Origin of the sequence: Leclercia sp. 29361 (genome assembly GCF_011290365.1) — a bacterium.
Classification (GTDB): domain Bacteria; phylum Pseudomonadota; class Gammaproteobacteria; order Enterobacterales; family Enterobacteriaceae; genus Enterobacter; species Enterobacter tamurae.
The window spans coordinates 241,961-266,263 of record NZ_CP049786.1 but is presented as its reverse complement, the minus strand read 5'-3'; the positions used below and the strand labels follow the sequence as shown (position 1 = coordinate 266,263).

Annotated in this window: 21 protein-coding genes; 8 read left to right on the top strand and 13 right to left on the bottom strand. The window is 57.1% G+C overall.

The features are described 5' to 3' along the window. The first annotated feature begins 60 nt into the window (after positions 1-60). A complete protein-coding gene (gene zur, locus G7090_RS01240) occupies positions 61-576 on the top strand; it encodes a zinc uptake transcriptional repressor Zur (RefSeq protein ID WP_032615974.1) in 516 nt (171 codons plus the stop codon). Between the two features lie 69 nt (positions 577-645). Here the strand turns inward: zur and G7090_RS01235 are convergent, their stop codons facing one another. The 4 genes from G7090_RS01235 to G7090_RS01220 all read right to left on the bottom strand — a co-directional run bounded on the left by G7090_RS01235 (position 646) and on the right by G7090_RS01220 (position 3,466). Then, complete coding sequence (locus G7090_RS01235) at positions 646-855, bottom strand: CsbD family protein (RefSeq protein WP_032615972.1); 210 nt, start codon at positions 853-855, stop codon at positions 646-648. Positions 856-996: 141 nt separating this feature from the next. Further along, the gene (gene dinF / locus G7090_RS01230; RefSeq protein ID WP_166181283.1) at positions 997-2,316 is read right to left on the bottom strand and encodes an MATE family efflux transporter DinF; all 1,320 of its coding nucleotides are present in this window, start codon (positions 2,314-2,316) and stop codon (positions 997-999) included. Between the two features lie 63 nt (positions 2,317-2,379). After that, positions 2,380-2,988, bottom strand: coding sequence for a transcriptional repressor LexA (lexA, locus tag G7090_RS01225; protein WP_166181281.1), 609 nt, complete (start codon positions 2,986-2,988; stop codon positions 2,380-2,382). A gap of 109 nt (positions 2,989-3,097) precedes the next feature. Further along, positions 3,098-3,466, bottom strand: a complete 369-nt coding sequence (locus G7090_RS01220) for a diacylglycerol kinase (protein ID WP_106993926.1) — start codon at positions 3,464-3,466, stop codon at positions 3,098-3,100. Between the two features lie 155 nt (positions 3,467-3,621). On the opposite strand from G7090_RS01220, the gene plsB reads away from it, so the two are divergent. After that, positions 3,622-6,042 (top strand): glycerol-3-phosphate 1-O-acyltransferase PlsB, encoded by a 2,421-nt coding sequence (gene plsB / locus G7090_RS01215; protein WP_166181279.1) that lies wholly within the window; start codon positions 3,622-3,624, stop codon positions 6,040-6,042. Positions 6,043-6,136: 94 nt separating this feature from the next. Here plsB and ubiA read toward each other — a convergent pair whose 3' ends face one another. The 5 genes from ubiA to malK form a co-directional block, all read right to left on the bottom strand. Continuing rightward, positions 6,137-7,006 (bottom strand): 4-hydroxybenzoate octaprenyltransferase, encoded by an 870-nt coding sequence (gene ubiA / locus G7090_RS01210; RefSeq protein ID WP_166181276.1) that lies wholly within the window; start codon positions 7,004-7,006, stop codon positions 6,137-6,139. Between the two features lie 12 nt (positions 7,007-7,018). After that, positions 7,019-7,516 (bottom strand): chorismate lyase, encoded by a 498-nt coding sequence (gene ubiC, locus G7090_RS01205; protein ID WP_106993923.1) that lies wholly within the window; start codon positions 7,514-7,516, stop codon positions 7,019-7,021. Positions 7,517-7,697: 181 nt separating this feature from the next. Continuing rightward, the gene (gene malM / locus G7090_RS01200; RefSeq protein ID WP_166181274.1) at positions 7,698-8,660 is read right to left on the bottom strand and encodes a maltose operon protein MalM; all 963 of its coding nucleotides are present in this window, start codon (positions 8,658-8,660) and stop codon (positions 7,698-7,700) included. 113 nt (positions 8,661-8,773) lie between these two features. Further along, entirely contained in the window at positions 8,774-10,078 is a 1,305-nt protein-coding gene (locus tag G7090_RS01195; protein WP_225759802.1) for a maltoporin, read from the bottom strand. A 74-nt stretch (positions 10,079-10,152) separates the two neighbouring features. Continuing rightward, positions 10,153-11,262 (bottom strand): maltose/maltodextrin ABC transporter ATP-binding protein MalK, encoded by a 1,110-nt coding sequence (gene malK, locus G7090_RS01190; protein ID WP_106993920.1) that lies wholly within the window; start codon positions 11,260-11,262, stop codon positions 10,153-10,155. A gap of 369 nt (positions 11,263-11,631) precedes the next feature. Here malK and malE point away from each other — a divergent pair, with 369 nt between their 5' ends. The 3 genes from malE to malG all read left to right on the top strand — a co-directional run bounded on the left by malE (position 11,632) and on the right by malG (position 15,393). Continuing rightward, positions 11,632-12,822 (top strand): maltose/maltodextrin ABC transporter substrate-binding protein MalE, encoded by a 1,191-nt coding sequence (gene malE / locus G7090_RS01185; RefSeq protein WP_106993919.1) that lies wholly within the window; start codon positions 11,632-11,634, stop codon positions 12,820-12,822. A gap of 121 nt (positions 12,823-12,943) precedes the next feature. Next, on the top strand, positions 12,944-14,488 hold the full coding sequence (gene malF / locus G7090_RS01180; protein WP_166181271.1) for a maltose ABC transporter permease MalF: 1,545 nt from the start codon (positions 12,944-12,946) through the stop codon (positions 14,486-14,488). Positions 14,489-14,502: 14 nt separating this feature from the next. Then, on the top strand, positions 14,503-15,393 hold the full coding sequence (malG, locus tag G7090_RS01175) for a maltose ABC transporter permease MalG (protein ID WP_106993917.1): 891 nt from the start codon (positions 14,503-14,505) through the stop codon (positions 15,391-15,393). 92 nt (positions 15,394-15,485) lie between these two features. Here the strand turns inward: malG and psiE are convergent, their stop codons facing one another. Then, positions 15,486-15,896: a phosphate-starvation-inducible protein PsiE gene (psiE, locus tag G7090_RS01170; protein WP_106993916.1), complete on the bottom strand. Its 411-nt coding sequence runs from the start codon at positions 15,894-15,896 to the stop codon at positions 15,486-15,488. A gap of 179 nt (positions 15,897-16,075) precedes the next feature. Continuing rightward, positions 16,076-17,725: a glucose-6-phosphate isomerase gene (gene pgi / locus G7090_RS01165; protein ID WP_166181269.1), complete on the bottom strand. Its 1,650-nt coding sequence runs from the start codon at positions 17,723-17,725 to the stop codon at positions 16,076-16,078. Positions 17,726-18,029: 304 nt separating this feature from the next. Here pgi and lysC point away from each other — a divergent pair, with 304 nt between their 5' ends. After that, entirely contained in the window at positions 18,030-19,379 is a 1,350-nt protein-coding gene (lysC, locus tag G7090_RS01160) for a lysine-sensitive aspartokinase 3 (protein WP_106993914.1), read from the top strand. Between the two features lie 32 nt (positions 19,380-19,411). On the opposite strand, the gene G7090_RS01155 is transcribed toward lysC, so the two are convergent. Together G7090_RS01155 and G7090_RS01150 are read right to left on the bottom strand one after the other, a co-directional pair. Then, positions 19,412-20,200 (bottom strand): nucleotidyltransferase domain-containing protein, encoded by a 789-nt coding sequence (locus tag G7090_RS01155; protein ID WP_166181267.1) that lies wholly within the window; start codon positions 20,198-20,200, stop codon positions 19,412-19,414. 5 nt (positions 20,201-20,205) lie between these two features. Next, entirely contained in the window at positions 20,206-21,432 is a 1,227-nt protein-coding gene (locus G7090_RS01150) for an RtcB family protein (RefSeq protein WP_166181265.1), read from the bottom strand. Between the two features lie 188 nt (positions 21,433-21,620). On the opposite strand from G7090_RS01150, the gene rtcR reads away from it, so the two are divergent. After that, positions 21,621-23,195 (top strand): RNA repair transcriptional activator RtcR, encoded by a 1,575-nt coding sequence (gene rtcR / locus G7090_RS01145; protein WP_166181262.1) that lies wholly within the window; start codon positions 21,621-21,623, stop codon positions 23,193-23,195. A 112-nt stretch (positions 23,196-23,307) separates the two neighbouring features. After that, positions 23,308-24,252 (top strand): ketopantoate/pantoate/pantothenate transporter PanS, encoded by a 945-nt coding sequence (panS, locus tag G7090_RS01140; protein WP_166181260.1) that lies wholly within the window; start codon positions 23,308-23,310, stop codon positions 24,250-24,252. The last annotated feature ends 51 nt before the right edge of the window (positions 24,253-24,303 follow it).

Below are 24,303 nucleotides of genomic sequence, written 5' to 3'. Positions count from 1 at the left end.
CGTTTAGGCCAGAACATGGTAAACTGGCGGTTTGTTATTCCACGTTATTCGAGGTGCAAAATGGAAACGACCACAATGCAGGCACTGTTAGCGCAAGCCGAAAAGCTGTGCGCGCAACGCAATGTGCGCCTGACTCCGCAGCGCCTTGAAGTGTTGCGTCTGCTGAGCCTGCAAAACGGGGCCATCAGCGCCTACGACCTGCTCGACCTGCTGCGCGAAAGCGAGCCGCAGGCTAAACCGCCTACCGTCTATCGGGCGCTCGATTTTTTACTCGAGCAGGGTTTTGTACATAAGGTGGAATCGACCAACAGCTATGTGCTGTGCCATCTGTTCGATCAGCCGACCCACACCTCAGCGATGTTTATCTGTGACCGCTGTGGCAGCGTGAAGGAAGAAGGCGCGGAAGGAGTGGAAGATATCATGCATACCCTGGCGGCGAAGATGGGGTTTGCTCTGCGCCACAACGTGATTGAAGCGCACGGTCTGTGCCGCAACTGCGTGGAAGTGGAAGCCTGTCGCCATCAGGAAGATTGTCAGCACGATCACTCTATCCAGCTGAAGAAAAAGCCGCGCTGAGGGCAAAAAAACGGGCGACCTGAAAGGTCGCCCTGGGCATACATCCGTGTACCTGCGGGTATAGGTTAATTACCAGCGATAGTTGTTACGGGTTTCCCAGTCACCAACTTCTTTCTCCGCCTGGTCTTTCTCATAACCATAGCGTTCCTGGATTTTACCCACCAGCTGGTCACGTTTACCTTCAATGACGGTCATATCGTCATCAGTCAGATCGCCCCACTGTTCTTTTACTTTACCTTTAAATTGCTTCCAGTTACCGCCGACTTGGTCTTTATTCATCATCGATTCCTCTTCGTTCGGTCGTTAAGGTTAAGTTCGTCCTGAAATACGTTTCGTGCTGGACGTGATAATAATTATAGATAAGCCTGCGGCGTTAGGTTTGTTATTCGGAATCTTTTACCATTTGGTCAGGCGAAGCCGCTACAGAAACCAGGTTCCGTTGCGCCAGTGCCGGTGCCAAATCCACGCCAGAGAGAGCCCACGCAGGGCCAGGAACACGCTCAGGGCCAGCCACAGACCGTGATTACCCAGCCACGGCAGGGTGAACAGCGTCAGGCCAAACCCGGCGGCCGCAACGGCCATGCTGTTGCGCATCTCTGCTCCGCGGGTTGCGCCGATAAACATGCCATCCAGCAAATAGCACCAGACGCCCACCACCGGTAACACCACCTGCCAGATAAGATAGTGGCTTGCCAGCGCGCGCAGCTCGGGCAGCGAGGTCAGCAGGGCAATGATGTTGTCGCCTGCCAGGGCATAGATGAGCGCAAAGGCCAGCGCCACCAGGCCGGACTGACGGCAGGCCGCCCGCCACACTTCCCGCAGTTGACCGCTTTCCCGGGCACCATAGGCCTGCCCGGAGTGCGCTTCGACCGCATAGGCGAAGCCATCCAGGGCGTAGGCGGTAAAGGTCAGCAGGGTCATCAGCACAGCGTTGACCGCAATAATCTCCGGCCCCAGCCGCGCCCCCATTACCGTCAGCGCCCCGAAACAGAGTTGCAGCAGCAGCGAGCGCAGCATGATGTCGCGATTGAGGGCCAGCAGCTTGCGGATATTGCCCCGCCAGCTTGCCTTCAGCAACGCCAGCGAAATACCGCGCAGGGCCAGCACCCGCCAGACCATCCACAGGCCGATCGCCAGGGTGGCATATTCTGCGATAGCGGTCGCCAGGGCCGCGCCCTGCACGTTCATCTGCAGGCCCATCACCAGCCAGAGATCCAGCACGATATTGAGCAGGTTACCCACCACCAGCAGGATCACCGGCGCCCGGGCATACTGGACGCCCAACAGCCAACCGAGCAGGACCAGGTTAGCCAGCGATGCCGGGGCGCTGAGCCAGCGGATCTCAAGGAAGCGTCGCGCCTGATAGAGAACGGCCTCGCTGCCACCGACGATATGCAGGGCCAGATCGATAAGCGGCGTGCGCAACAGCACAATCAATAATCCGGCACCCAGAGCCAGGATCAGCGGCTGTACCAGCGCCCGGGCCAGACGCAGCGGATCTTTCGCGCCATAGGCCTGGGCGGTAAGCCCGGTTGTGCTCATGCGCAAGAAGAGCAGCAGCATAAACAGGAAGCTGGTTGCCGTCGCGCCGATGGCGACACCGCCCAGATAGACGGGCGAATCGAGATGACCAATTACTGCCGTATCCACCAGCCCAAGCAGAGGGACGCTGATATTGGAGACGATCATAGGAAGTGCAAGACGCCACAACGCCTTGTCGGAAGCAGTCAGGAGAGACATGGGAATGTTCGCCAGAGGCAGAAGAAACAGACTGCGACAGGGCCGCAGTCTGTCAGAAAGGAGTTATAACCACTCACCGTTGCGGATGACGCCAACCGCCAGGCCTTCGATGGAGAAGTTATTTTCACGCAGGTCGACAACAATCGGGGAAAACTCACTGTTTTCCGGCAGCAGTTGTACGGTGTTGCCCTGCTTTTTCAGGCGCTTAACGGTCACTTCGTCGTCGATACGCGCCACAACCACCTGGCCGTTACGCACGTCCTGCGTTTTATGAACCGCCAGCAGATCGCCGTCGAGAATACCGATGTCTTTCATCGACATGCCGCTTACGCGCAGCAGAAAATCTGCGCTCGGTTTAAACATGCCAGGATCGACCTGATAGTGGCCTTCGATGTGCTGTTGCGCCAGCAGTGGTTCACCAGCGGCGACGCGACCGACGAGCGGAAGGCCCTCTTCGGCTTCAATCAGCAGACGTATACCGCGAGACGCACCGGAGACAATCTCAAGCACACCCTTGCGCGCCAGTGCCTTAAGGTGCTCTTCAGCGGCGTTTGGAGAACGGAAGCCCAGACGCTGCGCGATTTCTGCACGCGTCGGCGGCATACCCGTCTGGCCGATATGATCCCGAATGAGATCAAACACCTCTTGCTGCCTGGTCGTTAACGCTTTCATTCCGCCCCCTGGGTGTATATACAGTTATGCTGTGAGTATATACAGCTAAAGGTGATTTTGGAACCACAAACCGCATAAAAAACCAGAGACTTGTTCGGTTTCTGAAGGCTTATCGTAAATGTCCCCAAAGCAGCGTGACCCAGGTAAACAACGCAACGATAATCGCCATCAGCACCGCGGCAGAGCCCATATCTTTCGCCCGACCCGAGAGCTCGTGAAAATCAGTGCCAATGCGGTCGACTACCGCCTCAATCGCACTGTTCAGAATTTCGACTATCATCACCAACATCACCGAGCCAATCAGCAATACGCGGGTGATAGGATCAACATCCAGCCAGCAGGCAATAATAATCGCCACGGCGACCGCAACCCCCTCCTGGCGAAATGCGGCTTCATTGATCCAGGCAGCACGGATGCCTTTCCATGAATAACCGGCAGCTTTAATGATTCGGGTTAACCCAGTGGTATTATTGGCCATTAAAAGAAACCTTTCTTCGAAAATAGCGTCAGAAACGGTGGCTTAAGCGCTATGCGCCGCCCCCGGAAGTATGACGGGTAACAACAGAAATCTTGCGCGCTTTCTGTTATCCTTGCGCCGCAATTGCATTTTTAACCAGAGGCTTTACATCGTTTATGTCTGGCTGGCCACGAATTTACTACAAATTACTTAATTTACCATTAAGCGTCCTGGTAAAAAGCAAGTCTATCCCGGCGGTTCCCACGCTGGAATTAGGACTCGATACCTCGCGTCCTATTATGTATGTGTTGCCTTATAACTCGAAGGCCGACTTGCTGACGCTGCGCGCCCAATGCCTGGCGCACGATCTTCCCGATCCGCTGGAGCCGCTGGAGATCGATGGCACCCTGCTGCCGCGCTACATCTTTATCCACGGTGGCCCTCGTGTGTTCACCTGGTACACGCCGAAAGAAGAGTCTATCAAGCTGTTCCACGACTACCTCGATCTGCACCGCAGCAACCCGCTGCTGGACGTGCAGATGGTCCCGGTGTCGGTGATGTTTGGCCGTCGTCCGGGGCGCGATAAGGGCGAAGAGAATCCGCCGTTGCGCATGCTCAACGGGGTGCAGAAATTTTTCGCCGTCAACTGGCTGGGCCGCGACAGCTTTGTCCGTTTTTCGCCGTCAGTCTCACTGCGCCGGATGGCCGATGAGCACGGCACGGATAAGACCATCGCCCAGAAGCTGGCCCGCGTGGCGCGCATGCACTTTGCCCGTCAGCGTCTGGCTGCGGTAGGCCCACGCCTGCCCGCTCGTCAGGATCTGTTTAATAAGCTGCTGGCCTCAAAAGCCATTGCCCGCGCCGTTGAAGACGAAGCGCGCAGCAAAAAAATCTCCCATGAGAAGGCGCAGCAAAACGCCATCGCCCTGATGGAAGAGATTGCGGCTAACTTCTCCTACGAGATGATCCGCCTTAGCGACCGTATCCTGAGCTTTACCTGGAACCGGCTCTATCAGGGCATTAACGTGCACAATGCCGAGCGTGTGCGCCAGCTTGCTCACGATGGCCATGAGATTGTCTATGTGCCCTGCCACCGCAGCCACATGGACTACCTGCTGCTCTCGTACGTGCTCTATCACCAGGGGCTGGTGCCGCCGCACATTGCAGCGGGGATCAACCTCAACTTCTGGCCGGCAGGCCCGATCTTCCGCCGTCTGGGTGCGTTCTTTATTCGCCGTACCTTTAAAGGCAATAAGCTCTACTCGACGGTGTTCCGTGAATATCTGGGCGAGCTGTTCAGCCGTGGCTACTCGGTGGAATATTTCGTGGAGGGTGGCCGTTCCCGTACCGGGCGTTTGCTCGATCCGAAGACCGGCACCCTGTCGATGACCATTCAGGCGATGCTGCGTGGCGGTACGCGTCCAATCACCCTGGTGCCGATTTACATTGGTTACGAGCACGTGATGGAAGTGGGTACCTACGCCAAAGAGCTGCGCGGCGCCACCAAAGAGAAAGAGAGCCTGCTGCAGATGCTGCGTGGTCTGAGCAAACTGCGTAACCTCGGTCAGGGGTATGTTAACTTCGGTGAACCGATGCCGCTGATGACCTACCTGAACCACCGGGTACCGGAGTGGCGCGAGTCTATCGATCCGATCGAAGCGGTACGTCCGGCCTGGCTGACGCCAACGGTGAATGCCATTGCTGCCGATCTGATGGTGCGTATTAACAACGCCGGGGCGGCTAACGCCATGAACCTGTGTTCTACCGCCCTGCTGGGCTCTCGCCAGCGCTCGCTCACCCGCGAACAGCTGCTCGAGCAGCTCGACTGCTACCTGAACCTGTTGCGCAACGTGCCGTACGCGGAAGATGCCACGGTGCCGACCGCCAGCGCCAACGAGCTGCTCGAGCACGCGCTGCAGATGAACAAGTTCGAGGTCGAGAAGGACACCATCGGCGATATCATCATTCTGCCGCGCGAGCAGGCGGTACTGATGACCTACTACCGCAACAACATTGCGCATATGCTGATGCTGCCTTCGCTGATGGCGGCCATCATCACCCAGCATCGCCAGATCACCCGTCAGGCGCTGCTGGAGCATGTGACTGCCCTCTACCCTATGCTGAAAGCGGAGCTGTTCCTGCGCTGGGATAACGACGAGCTGGCAGAGGTGCTGGATAAGCAGATTGAAGAGCTGACCCGCCAGGAGCTGATTTCGCAGAGAGATGACATTCTGCTGATCAATCCGTCCCGGGCACGCACGCTGCAGCTGCTGGCGGCGGGGGCACGCGAAACCGTGCAGCGCTACGCCATTACCTTCTGGCTGCTGAGCGCCAACCCGTCGATCAACCGCGGGACGCTGGAGAAAGAGAGCCGCACCCTGGCACAGCGCCTGTCGATGCTGCACGGCATCAACGCGCCGGAGTTCTTCGATAAAGCGGTGTTCAGTTCGCTGGTGTTGACGCTGCGCGACGAGGGCTATATCAGCGACAGCGGTGATGCCGAGCCGGCCGAGACGATGAAGGTGTACCAGATGCTGGCGGACCTGATTACCTCTGACGTGCGCTTAACGATTGAGAGCGCGACGCAGGGCGAGTAGTGCGTAAAAAAGCCGGGTGGCGCTCACGCTTACCCGGCCTACGATTCTGCACAATATGTAGGCCGGGTAAGGCGAAGCCGCCACCCGGCTTTTTTTACGCCATGTAACTCACCGCCAGCCCCAGGAACAGCACCAGACCGACGTAGTTATTGTTCAGAAACGCTTTAAAACAGGCTTCGCGCTCGCGGTTGGCGATAAGTTTCTGCTGGTAGATAAACAGCACGCCCGCCGCCGCAACCGCCGCGTAAAACGCCCCGTTGAGCTGGTTCAGGTAACCAATTGCCACCATTAGCCCCAGCACGGCCACCTGCAAAATCCCGATGATCAGCTTGTCCTGCCGACCAAACAGAATGGCAGTGGATTTGATGCCGATTTTCAGATCATCATCCCGATCGACCATCGCGTATTGCGTATCGTAGGCCACCGCCCAGAGGATGTTGGCCAGGAACATCAGCCAGCAGCTCAAGGGTACGCTCTCGCTGACGGCGGCAAACGCCATCGGAATCGACCAGCCAAAAGCGGCGCCCAGCACCACCTGCGGCAGATGGGTGTAGCGCTTCATAAACGGGTAGACCCAGGCCAGAGCCAGTGCTGCCACGGAGAGCAGGATGGTCATGGTATTCAGGGTTAACACCAGCAGGAACGACAGCAGGACCAGCACCACAAACAGCGTGCGCGCCTCTTTCTCGGTGACATCGCCGCTCGGCAGCGGGCGATTAGCGGTGCGTTTTACATGGCCATCAAACTTACGGTCGGCATAGTCGTTGACGACACAGCCTGCCGCACGCATCAACCAGACGCCCGCCACAAACACCGCCAGGATCCACAGCGGCGGCAGTCCGGGGGTCGCCACCCATAGCGCCCACAGCGTCGGCCACAGCAGCAGCAGCGCCCCGATCGGCTTGTCGGTTCGCATCAGACGGTGGTACGCCAGCAGCTTGTTCTGCGTCAGACTCCACTCCATTTTCTCTTCCTCTTAGTACAACGGCGACGCCGGTAAAAACAGCTCGGTCAGCATCAAGGGTTTACCACTCAGGCGCAGGCGGGAACGACGTCCCAATAGCCCGGCATCGCGACCAATCTCAATAAAATCACGGGTAAGCTCGGAGGAGGTGAACAGATAACGTCCCAGCGGGGTTTTGCCCATCTGCTGCAGCGCCAGCTCCGGCCCGGTAAGAGTAGATTCCGGCACCACGGTGCGCCCGGCCAGCCACGGCTCGCCGTCGGCACAGAGCAGGATCTCCCGCAGCCAGTAACGGGCCTCTTTCGGCAGCAACGGCAGTTCATCCGCTACCGCGTCAGGCGTGACGAATCCTTCCTGAATAAGGGTCACGGTGACCTTTTTGCCCTGCTGCTCAAAACGTTTGGTCATGGAATCTTCCAGCAGCAGCCAGTCGAGCTGCTCCGGTTCCAGCGCAGGGATTTCGTCAAAATAACGCAGCGCGCGCAGTTGCGTTAGCGCGGGGTGTGACATGCCAGACTCTCCGATACATAACGTGAAGCTATTGTATCGCAGAAACGCGGAATGGGGGCGGGCAAACGTGAACTAGCGAACATTATCGCAACAGAGATGCAACAGCGGCAGACCGTGCAAAAAAAGTGCGCCCGTAAGGGCGCACCAAACTACTGACAAAATCAGCACTGTGGGGAGACGGTCACCCCTTGCCTTTTACACTGCTGATAAAGGTGGAACGGGCAGTGGTCGAGCCTAAACGCTCGGCTTCATCAAGAAGTTTCAGCGCCTTGTCGACGTCGCCTTTAGCAACTGCCTGTTTAATCGCCTGATTGAAGTAGGTTTCGGTGTCGTTAAGCACCGGCTCGCTCTTCTTCGCGGCAACCGGGGCAGCGACTGGGGCAGCAGCGGTAGTCGGTGCAGCGACTGGCGCGGCATAGACCGGAGCTGGCGCTGCGGTGTTACCCACTGTGACCGGACCCGGGCCGGAAGAGCCAAACAGCGGGCCGACCAGCACGCTGGAGGCGTTGTTGGTCGAGACTTTCAGCTTCAGCTCACCCTCGGTAACGTGGCGGGCAAGCGGGTCCGGAATATCCGGTACGGCGTTGCCGGTGCCTTTGGCATAGGCTTTTGCCGGGTTGAGAAGTTTGGTGGTGTGCTGCAGATCTTTATCGGTAGTAAACACCAGCACATAGAGTTTTTGCTGACCCAGCGCTGGCGTCAGGCGCATGACCCCTTCCAGGCGGTCCGCGCTCATCACGCCCGGCTCCTGGTAGGTGAAGTATTCGCTCGGGAAGTAAGCCGATGGCGTCAGGTTCTGATCCAGAATCAGCACGTTCGGGGCAAATACGCTGGTTTGTTTATTGACAATACTGGTCAGCGTGAGGGTGATTTCACCGATATTGGCAGGCACGCTGTAGGCGGCCACCGGGCCGGCAATCCCCGGCACATTAAGCGACTGACCGCCGGTAGAGAGCTGGGTGGTCTGGGTTTTAGACTGGTCGACAGGCGTCCAGACCAGCTGTTGCAGCGCGGCGGCCGGAACAGCAGGCGCGGCGCTGGTGTTTTGTGGAACAAAATTGACGTTCGCCAGGGTGATGGCGGGAGCACTTGCCAGCAACCCTGCAGAGAGGCACAGCGCGACGAGACTTTTCTTCATTTTCATTGTTATTACCTCAGATAGCATAAGCACTGCGGTGGCCAGGCAATAGCGCGCAGGACTCTATGAAGAGAGGGGCTTGCGCCCCTCTTTTAGGTCAATACATCAGAGACTACGTCTTACCACCAGATTTCCATCTGGGCACCGAAGGTCCACTCATCGTTGTCGCCGCGGCTGAAGGTCTTCGCGGAGGTGTCGTTATACGCTACGCCAGAGGAGTAACCGGTATCGCCATTGTTAGCGTAACCCCATTTCTCATCCCACTTGGCGTAGGTTGCGAAGACACGGATAGCCGGACGAGACCAGATGCTGTCGCCAGCCTGCCACTGTTGTGCCAGGGTGATTTTGTACTGGTTGTTGTTGTCTTCAGTACGCTGGGATTTCACGTTGTCATAGCCAACTTCCAGCAGGGTGGACATGATTGGTGTCCATTTGTACATAGGACGAATACCGACGGTCCACCACTCGGTACCGTTGTTGTTGTCCAGATCGATATTCTGGTACATACCGACGTACATCAGATCCCACTGGTCTGCCAGGGTGATGGCACCGTGGTCGAGAACGCGGATCAGAGAACCGTTGTTGTTCAGGCCAGCACCCTGCGGAATACCTTTCCCGTTAGAGGTCATGGAATCCGTTGCGTACTGCAGCACAAACTTGTTGAAGCCTTTCAACATGCTCTGGGTATGTTCAGCGGTGAACATCCAGCCATCTTTAGAGGCGCCAGGTTGCAGGTAGTAGTCGTCTGGAATGTTGGTGTGACCGTAGTCAACGCCCAGCTCCAGGGTACCGCCTGGGTTGATTTCCATACCGGCTAAACGAACGTCGAAGACATCGTTCGGCACGATATTGTCGTAAATACGGTTGCCATCAGTATCGAAGTCAGCGAACGCAGAAGAGCCGCCGGATTCAGAAGAACGGGTCGCTGCCAGAGAGAGTTTACCGAAGCCCAGATCGATGTTTTCGATACCCGCACCAGGGCCGGAGATATCCCAGTAGTAGAAGTCGATCATGTGAACGTCATGACGCTGATAGAAGCGCTTACCGGCCCAGATGGTGGAGCCTGGCAGCCATTCAATCAGGTTTTTACCCTGCACGTTTGCTTCACGGAATGCCGGGTCAGTGGCTTCCCAGTCATTACGCTGAGAAACGGAATACGCTACGTTGGTGTCGAAATAGAAGCTCTTGTCGCCCTCTTTCCACACTTCCTGGCCCAGTTTAATCTCGGCATAGGTTTCACATTCGTTACCAAGACGGTATTTACTTTGTGCACCTGTTGCCTGGAAACACTGCTGTTCGCCACCACTCCCGGTCCAGCCAATGCCAGAACGAGCATAACCTTTAAAGTCTACAGCGCCGGCCTGGGCAGACAGGATGCCTGCCGCAATGGCGACCGCCAGAGGGACTTTGCGCAGAGTAATCATTGTTCTATCTCCTGAGATCATTGCTTTTCTTTGAACACTTCACCTGATGGTTTCGTGCTTATTATTGGGATTGCTTAAACGCCGGGCTCCTGATGCAGCCGACGACATGCAGTGCCATCTTCTCGGAAGAGATGGCAGCGCTCTGGCGGCAAGCCGATAGCGAATGTGGCACCCTCTTTTACCAACACCACGTCATTCTGGCGGTACACCAGGTTCTGACGAATGGCGGGGATCTGGATATGAATCTGTGTTTCGTGACCAAGTTGCTCAACCACCTGAACCTCGCCTTCAAGCGTCACATCAGCGATGTGGCTCGGCAGCAGGTGCTCAGGACGGATCCCGAGGGACATGTTGGCCCCGACATTGACGTTTGCGCTGTCGACCGGTAACCACACCTGCTGGCGGTTCGGCAGTTCAACCTGAACCTGTTCAATGGCGGTGGCGGTGACTTTGACCGGCAGGAAGTTCATCTTTGGCGAGCCAATAAAGCCCGCAACAAAGCGGTCTGCTGGGTAGTGATAGAGTTCCAGCGGTTTGCCAACCTGCGCCACGCGGCCAGCATCCAGCACCACAATCTTGTCGGCCAGAGTCATCGCTTCGACCTGATCGTGGGTGACGTAAATCATGGTGCGGCCCAGACGCTTGTGCAGGCGGGAGATTTCAATACGCATCTGCACGCGCAGTGCGGCGTCGAGGTTCGACAGCGGCTCATCGAGCAGGAACACGCGCGGTTCCGCCACCAGCGTACGGCCAATCGCCACACGCTGACGCTGACCACCGGAGAGCGCCTTCGGCTTACGCTCCAGCAGGTGCGCCAGCTGGAGCACTTCGGCGACCTGAGTTACGCGCTGGTTAATGACCTCTTTTTTGGCGCCGGCCAGCTTCAGGCCGAACGACATGTTCTCGGCAACGGAGAGATGGGGATAGAGCGCATAGGACTGGAAGACCATCCCGACGCCACGTTCCGCAGGCGGGATATCATTCATCCGGGTATCGCCAATCATCAAATCACCGCTGGTGATGGTTTCCAGACCGGCAATCATGCGCAGCAGCGTCGATTTACCGCAGCCTGACGGGCCAACAAAAACCACGAATTCGCCTTCCTGGATATCGAGGTTGATATCTTTTGACACCACCACGTCACCCCAGGCTTTCGTTACGTTACGCAGTTCTACGCTCGCCATGCCCTACTCCCTTCGTTACAACCTGTCGCCGACAGAAACATTCAAGATAAGTTCACTATGGGGTATCACGCGGCGTCGCAAATCCTCCACCCCCAGCCTTTTTTATGGGGGAGGAGGCGGGAGGATGAGAGAGAGGGCTCCGCCAGCGCGACCGGGGGGGTGAGGCTAAATTCGTGATGTCACTGGCAAAATTCACCGTAGTTTTATGTGCGCTGGGACACATAACTTAAATTTATGCAACGCAGATCACATAAAGCGGGGGTGGGGCGTAGGGGACAGGAGGATGGAAAGAGGATGTCAAATAAGGAGACTGAGCGACGTTGAACCACCTCATGTATCCACAGCACATCACCAAAAAGGATGGCAGATATGAATATCAAGACTGGCGCACGCGTTTTCGCATTGTCCGCCCTTGCAGCAATGATGATCTCCGCTCCGGCGCTCGCCAAAATTGAAGAAGGTAAGCTGGTAATCTGGATTAACGGCGACAAAGGCTACAACGGCCTGGCCGAAGTGGGTAAAAAATTCGAGAAAGACACCGGCATCAAAGTTACCGTTGAACACCCGGACAAGCTGGAAGAGAAATTCCCGCAGGTTGCGGCGACCGGCGACGGCCCGGACATCATCTTCTGGGCGCATGACCGTTTCGGCGGCTATGCACAGTCTGGCCTGCTGGCGGAAGTCTCCCCGGATAAAGCCTTCCAGGACAAACTGTTCCCATTCACCTGGGATGCCGTACGTTACAACGGCAAGCTGATCGCTTACCCGGTCGCGGTTGAATCCCTCTCCCTGATCTACAACAAAGACCTCGTACCGAACCCGCCGAAAACCTGGGAAGAGATCCCGGCTCTGGATAAAGAGCTGAAGGCGAAAGGTAAGAGCGCGCTGATGTTCAACCTGCAAGAGCCGTACTTCACCTGGCCGCTGATTGCTGCCGATGGCGGTTACGCGTTCAAATTTGCTGACGGCAAATACGACGTGAAAGATGTCGGCGTGGACAACGCAGGGGCGAAAGCCGGTCTGACCTTCCTGGTTGACCTGATCAAGAACAAGCAGATGAACGCGGATACCGATTACTCCATCGCTGAAGCGGCCTTCAACAAGGGCGAAACCGCGATGACCATCAACGGTCCGTGGGCGTGGTCCAACATCGATAAGAGCAAGATTAACTACGGCGTGGCGGTGCTGCCAACCTTCAATGGCAAGCCGTCTAAACCCTTTGTTGGCGTACTGAGCGCCGGTATCAACGCTGCTAGTCCGAACAAAGAGCTGGCGAAAGAGTTCCTCGAAAACTACCTGCTGACCGATCAGGGTCTGGAAGAAGTGAACAAGGACAAACCGTTGGGTGCCGTGGCGCTGAAATCCTTCCAGGAAACGCTGGCGAAAGATCCACGTATCGCCGCCACCATGAGCAACGCCGAGAAAGGCGAAATCATGCCGAACATCCCACAGATGGCTGCCTTCTGGTATGCCACCCGTACTGCGGTGATCAACGCCGCCAGCGGTCGTCAGACTGTGGATGCCGCGCTGAAAGATGCTCAGGGTCGTATTACCAAGTAAGACTGGCTGTAACCCCCTCATCCCGGCCTTCTCCCTCAAGGGAGAAGGAGAAAACCGCCCCCTCTCCCTCAGGGAGAGGGTTGGGGTGAGGGTTGTTTAATTGTTGTAGAGGAAGATCCCCATGGATGTCGTTAAAAAGAAACACTGGTGGCAAAGCGACACGCTGAAATGGTCAGTGATTGGTCTGCTGGGCTTGCTGGTGGGTTACCTTATCGTTGTAATGTACGCCCAGGGGGAGTACCTGTTTGCCGCCATGACGCTGATCTTAAGCGCAGTCGGCCTCTATATTTTCGCCAATCGTAAAGCCTACGCCTGGCGTTATGTCTATCCGGGCGTGGCCGGGATGGGACTGTTTGTCCTGTTCCCCCTGATCTGCACCATCGCCATTGCCTTCACCAACTACAGCAGCACCAACCAGCTCGCGCAAGAGCGCGCCCAGCAGGTGCTGATGGATCGTTCATATCAGGCCGGTAAGACCTTCAACTTTGGCCTCTACCCGTCCGGCGACGAGTGGAAGCTGGCCCTGACCGACGATGCCGCAGGCAAATACTACGTTTCCGACGCCTTCAAGTTTGGCGGCGAGCAGAAATTGGCCCTGAAAGAAGCGGATGCGTTGCCGGAAGGGGAACGCGCTAACCTGCGTGTTATCACCCAGAACCGTCAGGCGCTGACCCAGATTACCGCCGAGCTGCCGGACGAAAGCAAAGTGATCATGAGCTCGCTGCGCCAGTTCTCCGGCACCCGCCCGCTCTATACCCTGGGCGATGACAGCACGCTCACCAACAACCAGACCGGCGTGAAGTACCGCCCGAACAACGAGATTGGCTTTTACCAGTCTGTGAATGCCGACGGCAACTGGGGCGACGATAAACTCAGCCCGGGCTATACCGTGACCATCGGCTGGGACAACTTTACCCGCGTCTTTACCGATGAAGGCATTCAGAAGCCGTTCTTCGCTATCTTTGTCTGGACGGTGGTCTTCTCGGTACTGACCGTGATCCTGACCGTGGCCGTTGGGATGGTGCTGGCCTGCCTGGTGCAGTGGGAAGCGTTAAAAGGAAAAGCGATTTATCGCGTCTTGCTGATCCTGCCGTATGCCGTGCCGTCGTTCATCTCGATTCTGATTTTCAAGGGTCTGTTCAACCAGAGCTTTGGTGAAATCAACATGATGCTGAGCGGGCTGTTTGGCATCAAGCCGGCCTGGTTCAGCGACCCGACCACCGCCCGCACCATGATCGTTATCGTCAACACCTGGCTCGGCTACCCGTACATGATGATCCTGTGCATGGGGCTGCTGAAAGCTATCCCGGATGACCTGTACGAAGCCTCGGCGATGGACGGTGCGACCCCGTTCCAGAACTTCTTTAAGATTACGCTCCCGCTGCTGATCAAGCCGCTGACGCCGCTGATGATCGCCAGCTTCGCCTTTAACTTTAACAACTTCGTGCTGATTCAGCTGTTAACCAACGGTGGCCCGGACCGTCTCGGCACCACCACGCCAGCCGGTTATACCGACCTGCTCGTGAGCTACACCTACCGTATCGCCTTCGAAGGCGGCGGTGGTCAGGACTTCGGTCTGGCGGCGGCGATTGCCACCCTGATCTTCCTGCTGGTAGGCGCGCTGGCGGTGGTAAACCTGAAAGCCACACGCATGAAATTCGACTAAGGAGGGCACAGAATATGTCTATGGTCCAACCCAAATCTCAGAAGCTGCGCCTCTTCGCCACGCACTTAGGCCTGCTGATTTTTATCGCGGCGATCATGTTCCCGCTGCTGATGGTTATCGCCATCTCCCTGCGTTCGGGTAACTTCGCCACCGGGAGCCTGATCCCGGAGCAAATCTCCTGGGAGCACTGGAAACTGGCGCTGGGCTTCAGCGTGGAACACGCTGATGGCCGCGTCACGCCGCCGCCGTTCCCGGTCCTGCTGTGGCTGTGGAACTCGGTAAAAGTCGCCACCATCACCGCGATTGGTATCGTGACCCTATCCACTACCTGCGCCTACGCATTTGCCCGTATGCGCTTCAAGGGGAAAGCGACGCTGCTGAAAGGGATGCTGATTTTCCAGATGTTCCCGGCGGTACTGTCGCTGGTGGCCCTGTATGCCTTGTTTGACCGCCTCGGCCAGTACGTGCCGTTCATCGGTCTGAACACCCACGGCGGGGTGATCTTCGCCTATCTCGGCGGCATCGCACTGCACGTCTGGACCATCAAGGGCTATTTCGAAACCATCGACAACTCGCTGGAAGAAGCAGCCTCGCTGGATGGCGCCACCCCATGGCAAGCGTTCCGCCTGGTGCTGCTGCCGCTCTCCGTGCCGATTCTGGCGGTGGTCTTTATTCTGTCGTTTATCGCCGCCATCACTGAAGTGCCGGTCGCGTCACTGCTGCTGCGTGATGTGAACAGCTACACCCTGGCGGTAGGGATGCAGCAATACCTCAACCCACAAAACTACCTGTGGGGCGACTTTGCCGCAGCCGCCGTACTTTCCGCTATCCCGATCACCGTCGTGTTCCTGCTGGCTCAGCGCTGGCTGGTGAACGGCCTGACCGCGGGGGGTGTGAAAGGGTAAGTTTCATCGTTATGCCACTGCAACCCTCAACTTTGCCTTGATGTACTAATCCAACTTGTGACTGTTTTCGGCGGCCCTCGGGCCGCCCTTTTTTATTCCCGTTTCAGTCGCTTCGAGTTGCACAGCCAGAGTGTGACCACCAGCAGCAGGATAGCCGCCGAGTAGAGCAACACGTCGAGGGGCGATTTATGATCGACGATAATCAGTCGCACAATCGCGGTGATACCAATGTAGACAAAGTAGCGCAGCGGGAAGTGAAAGCCAGACTGAAAGTACTTCACGATCAGGGCGATAAATTCGAAGTAGAGAAAGTAAACCACCAGCCCTTCAACCAGCTCGTATTTGCTGGTTTGCTCAGGGGCAAAAAGCACATCAGCCAGATGCACCGTCTCTTTACCGAGGAAGACCACCAGGATCAGGCCAAGGCTCAGCAGGCCCAGGTTCAGCACGGTCTGCAGAATGGTTGCGATAAATTCAACGCGTGGGCGAGTCAGGGATGTCATACAGCACCTCATTCTCCGGGGCGAGGTTCCTGTATAACGCAAAAATGTGACGGGGATCTATATTTTTTGTTTATGTTTTGTGCAGATCTGCCGGGCGGCACTTCGTTTGCCCGGCCTACGGGGTTTTGTAGGCCCGGTAAGCGTAGCGCCACCGGGCACACAGACCGCAGCAGACTTACTTATGCACGCCAGGCTTTATAACGGTTAATCAGACCGTTGGTGGAGCTGTCGTGGCTGTTGATATCCTGGTTATCACCCAGCTCTGGCAGAATGCGGTTTGCCAGCTGTTTGCCCAGCTCAACGCCCCACTGGTCGAAGGTGAAGATGTTCAGGATCGCGCCCTGGGTGAAGATTTTGTGCTCATACAGGGCAATCAGCGCGCCCAGGCTGAACGGGGTGATCTCACGCAGCAGGATGGAGTTGGTCGGACGGTTGCCTTCGAACACTTTGAACGGCACCACGTGGTCCAGGGTCGCCGGATCTTTACCCTGATCGCGATACTCTTGCTCAACCACATCACGCGCTTTACCGAACGCCAGCGCTTCAGTTTGCGCGAAGAAGTTCGACAGCAGTTTCGGATGGTGATCGGACAGTGGGTTGTGGGTAATGGCCGGCGCGATAAAGTCGCACGGAACCATTTTGGTGCCCTGGTGGATCAGCTGATAGAACGCATGCTGGCCGTTGGTGCCTGGCTCACCCCAGATGATTGGGCCGGTCTGGTAATCCACGGCGTTGCCGTTACGGTCAACGTATTTACCGTTGGATTCCATGTTGCCCTGCTGGAAGTAGGCCGCAAAACGGTGCATGTACTGATCGTACGGCAGGATCGCTTCGGTTTCAGCGCCGAAGAAGTTGTTGTACCAGATGCCGATCAGCGCCAGCAGAACCGGCAGGTTTTTCTCTGCTGGAGTGGTGGCGAAGTGGTTATCCATCGCATGCGCGCCGGAGAGCAGCTCAACAAAGTTGTCGTAGCCCACGGAGAGGATGATCGACAGACCGATGGCTGACCACAGGGAGTAACGACCGCCCACCCAGTCCCAGAATTCAAACATGTTGGCGGTGTCGATGCCGAACTCGCCTACCGCTTTGGCGTTAGTGGAGAGCGCCGCGAAGTGTTTCGCTACGTGCTGCTGGTCACCGGCTGTTTCCAGGAACCAGTCGCGCGCGCTGTGGGCGTTGGTCATGGTTTCCTGAGTGGTGAAGGTTTTGGACGCCACCAGGAACAGGGTGGTTTCCGGATTGACGTTTTTCAGCACTTCGGCGATGTGGGTACCATCGACGTTAGAGACAAAGTGCATGTTGAGGTGGTTTTTGTACGGACGCAGCGCTTCGGTCACCATGAACGGGCCGAGGTCGGAGCCGCCGATACCGATGTTCACCACGTCAGTGATCGCCTGGCCGGTATAGCCTTTCCAGCTACCTGAGATGATCGCTTCAGAGAAGGTCTTCATCTTTTCCAGCACCGCGTTCACTTCCGGCATTACATCTTTGCCGTCAACGATAATCGGCGTATTGCTACGGTTACGCAGGGCCACGTGCAGCACAGCGCGGTCTTCGGTGCGGTTGATCTTCTCACCGGAGAACATGGACTTGATGGCACCGCTCAGATCGGTCTCTTTCGCCAGATCCTGCAGTTTTGCCAGCGTCTCTTCAGTGATGCGGTTTTTGGAAAAATCTACCAGCATCTGATCGTCGAAGGTCGCGGAGAACTTGCTGAAACGATCGGCGTCTTTCGCGAACAGCTCTGCGATGGTGACGTCTTTCATTTCATCAAAGTGTTTCTGTAATGCCTGCCAGGCTGAAGTCTGCGTTGGATTGATATTTTTCATAGCAATACTCTTCTGAATTGAGAATTGTGACCTCGGTCGATTGTAGCCTCTGTCGCTAAAAATTGTGATGGTTTTTATGCCATTGGCCTGGCCTGTATCAAGTGCAGCGCAAAAGCTCCAAAAGTATAGCTGTTATAAGTCCTGTTTCTCATATGGAAGGCAGCATGAAAAATCCGCATAATCCCGGCGTTGACAGGATCCCCTGCACATTTTATTTATACACACGGTATTTGCGCCTGCACCGATAAAACTATTTTGTCCTTGTGCCATGGTCGCTTTTTTCCTTCCCTGACACGAGGTTGTTATGACGAGTTTTGTTGTCGCCAAATTTGGCGGTACCAGCGTGGCCGATTTTGATGCCATGAACCGCAGCGCCGATGTGGTGCTGGCCGATCCTGATACCCGCCTGGTGGTGTTGTCCGCTTCGGCTGGCGTCACCAATCTGCTGGTCGCCCTTGCTGAAGGGCTGGAAGCGAGCGAGCGCCAGGCGAAGCTCGCAGCTCTGCACAAGATTCAGTTCGATATTCTTGGCCGTCTGCGCAATCCGAGCGTCATCAGCGAAGAGATTGAGCGACTGCTGGAAAATATCATCACCCTGGCGGAAGCGGCCTCGCTGGCAACCTCCACCGCCCTGACCGACGAGCTGGTCAGCCACGGCGAGCTGATGTCGACCCTGCTGTTTGTTGAAGTGCTGCGCGAGCGTAACGTTCAGTCGCAGTGGTTTGACGTGCGTAAAGTGCTGCGCACCAGCGACCGCTTTGGCCGTGCCGAGCCGGACGTTACCGCCATTGCCGAACTGACCACCCAACAGCTGGCACCGCGTCTGGCGGAAGGGATTGTCATCACTCAGGGCTTTATCGGCAGCGAAGCCAAAGGCCGTACCACCACGCTGGGCCGTGGCGGCAGCGACTACACCGCAGCCCTGCTGGGTGAAGCCCTGCAGGCCTCCCGCGTCGATATCTGGACGGACGTACCGGGTATCTACACCACCGACCCGCGCGTGGTGCCAGCGGCAAAACGTATTGACGTGATCGCCTTTGAAGAAGCCGCTGAGATGGCAACCTTTGGCGCAAAAGTACTGCACCCGGCGACGCTGATGCCTGCGGTACGCAGCAATATCCCGGTCTTCGTCGGTTCCAGCAAAGATCCCAAAGCGGGCGGCACTATCGTGTGCAACACCACTGAAAACCCACCGCTGTTCCGCGCCATCGCCCTGCGTCGCAAACAGACCCTGCTGACCCTGCACAGCCTGAGCATGCTGCACTCCCGCGGCTTCCTGGCGGAGGTGTTTAGCATTCTGGCGCGCCACAGCATCTCGGTGGATCTGGTGACCACCTCAGAAGTGAACATCGCCCTGACCCTGGATACCACCGGCTCAACCTCTACCGGGGATACCCTGCTGACCCAGTCCCTGCTGATGGAGCTGTCGGAACTGTGCCGCGTCGAGGTGGAAGAAGATCTCGCCCTGGTGGCGATCATCGGTAACGAGCTGTCCCGCGCCAGCGGCGTGGGCAAAGAGGTGTTTGGCGTGCTGGATCCGTTTAACATCCGCATGATTTGCTACGGCGCATCAAGCTACAACCTGTGCTTCCTGGTACCAGGCCATGAAGCCGAGCAGGTCGTGCAGAAACTGCATCACAATTTATTTGAGTAACAGGAAAGGGCCCGGGAAACCGGGCCCTTTTTTTATCCCGCCAGCACCGTTCTCATCAGCAGCGAATCCAGCGAGGCTATCTTGCCATCCCGGCTATCCGGCAGCGTGGGCGGGTTTTCGCCTCGCGCCAGCTCCCGGGTGATGAATGCGTGCAGCAAGGGGCGTCTCGGGCCGTACTGCGCCTCTCCCCCACGCTGTTTTATCGCCAGCAGCGCATCGATCTCCTGACGTAACGGCGTATCGAGATCGCTTCCCGCCAGCAGTTCGGCAAAGCGCATCGGCGGCATACCTTTTCCGGCCTCTATCCAGCGCACCGCTAACAGTGGACGCAGGACGTAAAAGTACTTCTTCAGCCGCACCTCTTCGCCCTGTAAATAACCGCGGAAGTTTTTGCGCGCCATGGAGTAGTAGTGCCAGCGCGCACGAACCGGGGAAAACCAGGCGGGTACCTGTGCGCGTAGTTCTGTTATCACGGTTTCGCTCTGCTGATAGACCACCGGCGAATCCAGCCACTCGATAAGCGTAGGGTTAGCCGCTTTCAGCAGGCCAAGCGCCTTGCGCCACTCCCAGCCGCTCACCTCCAGCTCATCGTCGACAGGCAGCTCGATCACGTCCCGCTGCGGCTCTACGCGCAAATACCAGTCAGGTTTATGCACATACAGAAAGCGCACGTCATAATCGCTGTCCGGCGACGCAAAGCCCCAGCCCCGGCTGCCCGATTCACAGGCGTACAGCACGGTCACATTAAATCGTTGTTCTATTTCGTTGAGTTGCTGCCGCACGCGCTCGCGCATGACAGTATCTACACCATTATCAGCCATCTGCTTTATCCTTTTACACATACCACCTGGCGCAACGTATGGACGATTTCGACCAGGGATGCTTGCGCCGCCATGACCGCATCGATGTCTTTATAGGCCATCGGGATCTCATCGATGACCTCGTTGTCTTTTCTGCACTCGACGTGGGCCGTGGCGCGGATCTGATCGGCCACGGTGAAGCGTTTTTTAGCTGCCGTGCGGCTCATCACCCGCCCTGCCCCATGGCTGCAGGAGCAGAAGCTCTCTTCATTGCCCAGACCGCGCACGATAAAGCTCTTCGCCCCCATCGAGCCGGGGATGATCCCCATCTCGCCCTTCTGCGCCGACACCGCCCCTTTGCGCGTCACCAGCACCTCTTCACCAAAATGACGCTCTTTCTGCACATAGTTGTGATGGCAATTCACCGCCTCCTGCTGGGTCAGGAAAGGCTTTGGTACGATGCGCGACAGCGCGGCCAGCACCCGCGACATCATCGCCTCGCGGTTATGGCGGGCAAAATCCTGCGCCCACTCCACGGCTTCGATGTAGTCGTTATAGTGCCGGCTCCCCTCCTGGAAATAGGCCAGGTTTCTGTCCGGCAGGTTGGCAATGTGCTGCTGCATATCCTTCTGCGCCAGGGCGATAAACACGTTGCCGATCGCGTTGCCCACGCCACGCGAGCCGCTGTGCAGCATGACCCACACCCGTTGCTGCTCGTCCAGACAGATCTCGATAAAGTGGTTCCCGGTGCCCAGTGTCCCCAGGTGCTGATGGTTATTGGTTTTCAGCAGTTGCGGATACTTATCCGTCAGCCGTTTGAAGCGCGGCGCCAGCTGTCGCCAGTGGTTATCCACTTCATCCGGCGTCTTTTCCCACGCCCCTTTGTCGCGACGGGAGCGGGTGTTGGTGCGCCCGTGTGGCACGGCCTGTTCAATGGCGCTGCGCAGTCCGTGGAGGTTATCCGGCAGATCGCCTGCCAGTAGTGAGGTCCGCACGGCGATCATCCCGCAGCCGATATCCACCCCTACCGCCGCGGGAATAATGGCCCCTTTGGTGGGAATTACGCTGCCAATGGTGGAGCCTTTTCCGAGATGCACATCCGGCATTACCGCCAGATGTTTAAAAATAAACGGCATCTTCGCGGTATTCAGCAGTTGCTCGCGCGCCTCTGGCTCAACGGGCACCCCGTGCGTCCACATTTTTACCGGGGCGCTGTGTTGCGCCTTTAATACATCAAAATCATTCTGTTTCATGGTGCTCACCCTCAGGGCTGTCTGTTACTGAGAAGTATTGCCAGAAGCGTGCCAGATTACTCATCCTGCTCATAAAAAATACATGCCATTGATTATGTTATCTTTTATTTGCAACACTTTTTCGGACATTGCGTAACCCGCAGAACCTTTTTATCTTTTAGTATGGGTTTTTATCTTGCAGGATAAACATGAAAAAGCGGCGAGTGGTTATTGGGGTACTGGGTACGGTGATGGACAAACGCGGCAAGCGGGCCAACCGCTTACGTAAATGGCGCCCAACGGTCGCGCTTTGCCAGCAGCCCGATCTCCCCGTCGACAGGCTTGAACTGCTCCACCAGCCCCAGGATCGGGGGATGGCGGAACAGCTAACGGAAGATATCAGGCTGCTCTCACCCCATACCACCGTGCGCCCGTGTCCCGTCACCATCGCCGATCCCTGGGATTTTGAAGAGGTCTACGCCGCGTTTCTCGATTTCGCCACACGCTATAAGTTTGACACCGAAAATGAGGAGTACCTGGTGCATATCACCACCGGCACCCACGTGGCGCAGATCTGCTGGTTTTTGCTGACCGAAGCGCGGTACCTCCCCGCCAGTCTGATCCAGACCGGTCCCGCCAGCAGGGACGCGCCGGAAGAGGCCGTGCCCGTCGGACGCTACTCGATCATCGATCTGGATTTAAGCCGCTATGCCACGCTGACCAGCCGCTTTCAGCGTGAACAGCAGGAGTCCATTTCGTTCCTCAAAGCCGGGATTGAGACCCGCAATGCCACCTTTAACGCCTTGATCGATCAGATTGAACGTGTGGCGCTGCGCTCGACCGCTCCTGTTCTGCTGACTGGCCCAACGGGGGCCGGAAAATCCTTCCTCGCCAACCGTATCTACCAGCTTAAGCAATCCCGCCATCAGCTGACAGGCAGGCTGGTGGCGGTAAACTGCGCCACGCTGCGGGGTGACAACGCCATGTCGACCCTTTTCGGTCATGTCAAAGGCGCCTTTACCGGAGCAGCAACGGCCCGCGCCGGGCTGCTACGTGAGGCCGACGGCGGCGTGCTGTTTTTAGATGAGATCGCCGAACTGGGCCTCGACGAACAGGCCATGCTGTTGAAGGCTATCGAAGAAAAAACCTTCTTCCCGTTTGGCTCCGACAAAGAGGTCAGGAGCGATTTTCAGCTGATTGCCGGCACGCACCGGGATATGCGTCAGTGGGTAGCGGAAGGCCGTTTCCGGGAGGATCTCTTCGCCCGTATCAATATGTGGAGTTTTGCCCTGCCCGGCCTGGCGCAGCGCCGGGAAGATATCGCCCCGAACGTGGAGTATGAACTGCAACGCTTCGCGGCCGAAGCCCAGTCTCAGGTTCGCTTCGACAAAGAGGCGCGCGAGCGCTATCTGCGTTTTGCTGACTCGCCTCAGGCGTTATGGCGGGGTAACTTTCGTGAACTGGGCTCCTCGGTGGCGCGGATGGCCACGCTTGCGGATCAAGGGCGCATCACCTTAGCGCTGGTTGAGGAAGAAATTGCCAGGCTGCAGGCGAACTGGCAGACCGCCACGCCAGCAGTGGCGATGGATCTCGATCTCTTCGACCAGCGGCAGCTGGAAACCGTGCTGGAGGTGTGCCGCCGTAGCGCCTCATTATCCGAGGCCGGCCGCGAACTCTTTGCGGTCTCCCGGATGAAAAAGGTCAATCCTAACGATGCTGACCGGCTGCGCAAATATCTCGCCCGCTTTGGGCTTAGCTGGGAAAGCCTGCACCCGGGATCATGAAGAAAATTTGGTTGAATAAAATTAGTTAGCAGGATAAACACTATCTCTAAGCCGGGCTCGAACCCGGCTTTTTTTATAACTACATGACACAACACAATCGCAAGGAATCCGTATGTTATCCGCCATCACCCGGCTGTTCCCGTTATGGGCGCTGCTGCTCTCTGTATTAGCGTATTACACGCCAACCACTTTTACTCCTATCGGCCCGTGGGTCACCACGCTGCTGATGCTCATCATGTTCGGCATGGGCGTACACCTGAAAATCGACGATTTTAAACGCGTCCTGTCACGCCCGGCACCGGTCGCGGCAGGGATTTTCCTGCACTACCTGGTGATGCCGCTGGCGGCATGGTTGCTGGCTATTGCTTTTAAGATGCCGCCGGACCTTTCCGCCGGGATGGTACTGGTGGGCAGCGTCGCCAGCGGGACGGCCTCCAACGTGATGATCTATCTGGCGAAAGGCGATGTGGCCCTGTCGGTGACCATCTCTTCTGTCTCCACGCTGGTGGGCGTAGTGGCGACCCCGCTGCTGACGCGTCTGTACGTGGATGCCCACATTCAGGTGGATGTGATGGGGATGCTGCTGAGCATTCTGCAGATCGTGGTGATCCCGATTGCGCTGGGGCTGGTTATCCACCACCTGTTCCCGCGGCTGGTGAAAGCCGTGGAGCCGTACCTGCCGGCATTTTCAATGCTGTGTATTCTGGCGATCATCAGCGCCGTGGTGGCCGGTTCTGCGGCGCATATCGCCTCGGTTGGTTTTGTGGTGATTATCGCCGTGGTGCTGCACAACACTATCGGCCTGCTGGGCGGTTACTGGGGCGGGAAGCTGTTCGGCTTTGACGAATCCACCTGCCGCACGCTGGCGATTGAGGTGGGGATGCAGAACTCCGGCCTGGCCGCGGCGCTCGGCAAAATCTACTTCTCACCGCTGGCGGCACTGCCTGGCGCGCTGTTCTCGGTATGGCATAACCTGTCCGGCTCGCTGCTGGCGGGTTACTGGTCGGGTAAGCCGATCGATGACCAAAAGAAACGCGATGTGGTGAAGGAAGGTTAATTCAGCTTCGCGACAGCGAAGGCATGCTTTACACTGAAGCCTCGTCCACAG

What these genes read in the sequence shown, in the direction of transcription:
- zur (WP_032615974.1), top strand. Translation starts at nt 61, where the DNA reads ATGGAAACGACCACAATGCAGGCACTGTTAGCGCAAGCCGAAAAGCTG.
- G7090_RS01235 (WP_032615972.1), bottom strand. Translation starts at nt 855, where the DNA reads ATGAATAAAGACCAAGTCGGCGGTAACTGGAAGCAATTTAAAGGTAAA.
- dinF (WP_166181283.1), bottom strand. Translation starts at nt 2,316, where the DNA reads ATGTCTCTCCTGACTGCTTCCGACAAGGCGTTGTGGCGTCTTGCACTT.
- lexA (WP_166181281.1), bottom strand. Translation starts at nt 2,988, where the DNA reads ATGAAAGCGTTAACGACCAGGCAGCAAGAGGTGTTTGATCTCATTCGG.
- G7090_RS01220 (WP_106993926.1), bottom strand. Translation starts at nt 3,466, where the DNA reads ATGGCCAATAATACCACTGGGTTAACCCGAATCATTAAAGCTGCCGGT.
- plsB (WP_166181279.1), top strand. Translation starts at nt 3,622, where the DNA reads ATGTCTGGCTGGCCACGAATTTACTACAAATTACTTAATTTACCATTA.
- ubiA (WP_166181276.1), bottom strand. Translation starts at nt 7,006, where the DNA reads ATGGAGTGGAGTCTGACGCAGAACAAGCTGCTGGCGTACCACCGTCTG.
- ubiC (WP_106993923.1), bottom strand. Translation starts at nt 7,516, where the DNA reads ATGTCACACCCCGCGCTAACGCAACTGCGCGCGCTGCGTTATTTTGAC.
- malM (WP_166181274.1), bottom strand. Translation starts at nt 8,660, where the DNA reads ATGAAAATGAAGAAAAGTCTCGTCGCGCTGTGCCTCTCTGCAGGGTTG.
- G7090_RS01195 (WP_225759802.1), bottom strand. Translation starts at nt 10,078, where the DNA reads ATGATTACTCTGCGCAAAGTCCCTCTGGCGGTCGCCATTGCGGCAGGC.
- malK (WP_106993920.1), bottom strand. Translation starts at nt 11,262, where the DNA reads ATGGCGAGCGTAGAACTGCGTAACGTAACGAAAGCCTGGGGTGACGTG.
- malE (WP_106993919.1), top strand. Translation starts at nt 11,632, where the DNA reads ATGAATATCAAGACTGGCGCACGCGTTTTCGCATTGTCCGCCCTTGCA.
- malF (WP_166181271.1), top strand. Translation starts at nt 12,944, where the DNA reads ATGGATGTCGTTAAAAAGAAACACTGGTGGCAAAGCGACACGCTGAAA.
- malG (WP_106993917.1), top strand. Translation starts at nt 14,503, where the DNA reads ATGTCTATGGTCCAACCCAAATCTCAGAAGCTGCGCCTCTTCGCCACG.
- psiE (WP_106993916.1), bottom strand. Translation starts at nt 15,896, where the DNA reads ATGACATCCCTGACTCGCCCACGCGTTGAATTTATCGCAACCATTCTG.
- pgi (WP_166181269.1), bottom strand. Translation starts at nt 17,725, where the DNA reads ATGAAAAATATCAATCCAACGCAGACTTCAGCCTGGCAGGCATTACAG.
- lysC (WP_106993914.1), top strand. Translation starts at nt 18,030, where the DNA reads ATGACGAGTTTTGTTGTCGCCAAATTTGGCGGTACCAGCGTGGCCGAT.
- G7090_RS01155 (WP_166181267.1), bottom strand. Translation starts at nt 20,200, where the DNA reads ATGGCTGATAATGGTGTAGATACTGTCATGCGCGAGCGCGTGCGGCAG.
- G7090_RS01150 (WP_166181265.1), bottom strand. Translation starts at nt 21,432, where the DNA reads ATGAAACAGAATGATTTTGATGTATTAAAGGCGCAACACAGCGCCCCG.
- rtcR (WP_166181262.1), top strand. Translation starts at nt 21,621, where the DNA reads ATGAAAAAGCGGCGAGTGGTTATTGGGGTACTGGGTACGGTGATGGAC.
- panS (WP_166181260.1), top strand. Translation starts at nt 23,308, where the DNA reads ATGTTATCCGCCATCACCCGGCTGTTCCCGTTATGGGCGCTGCTGCTC.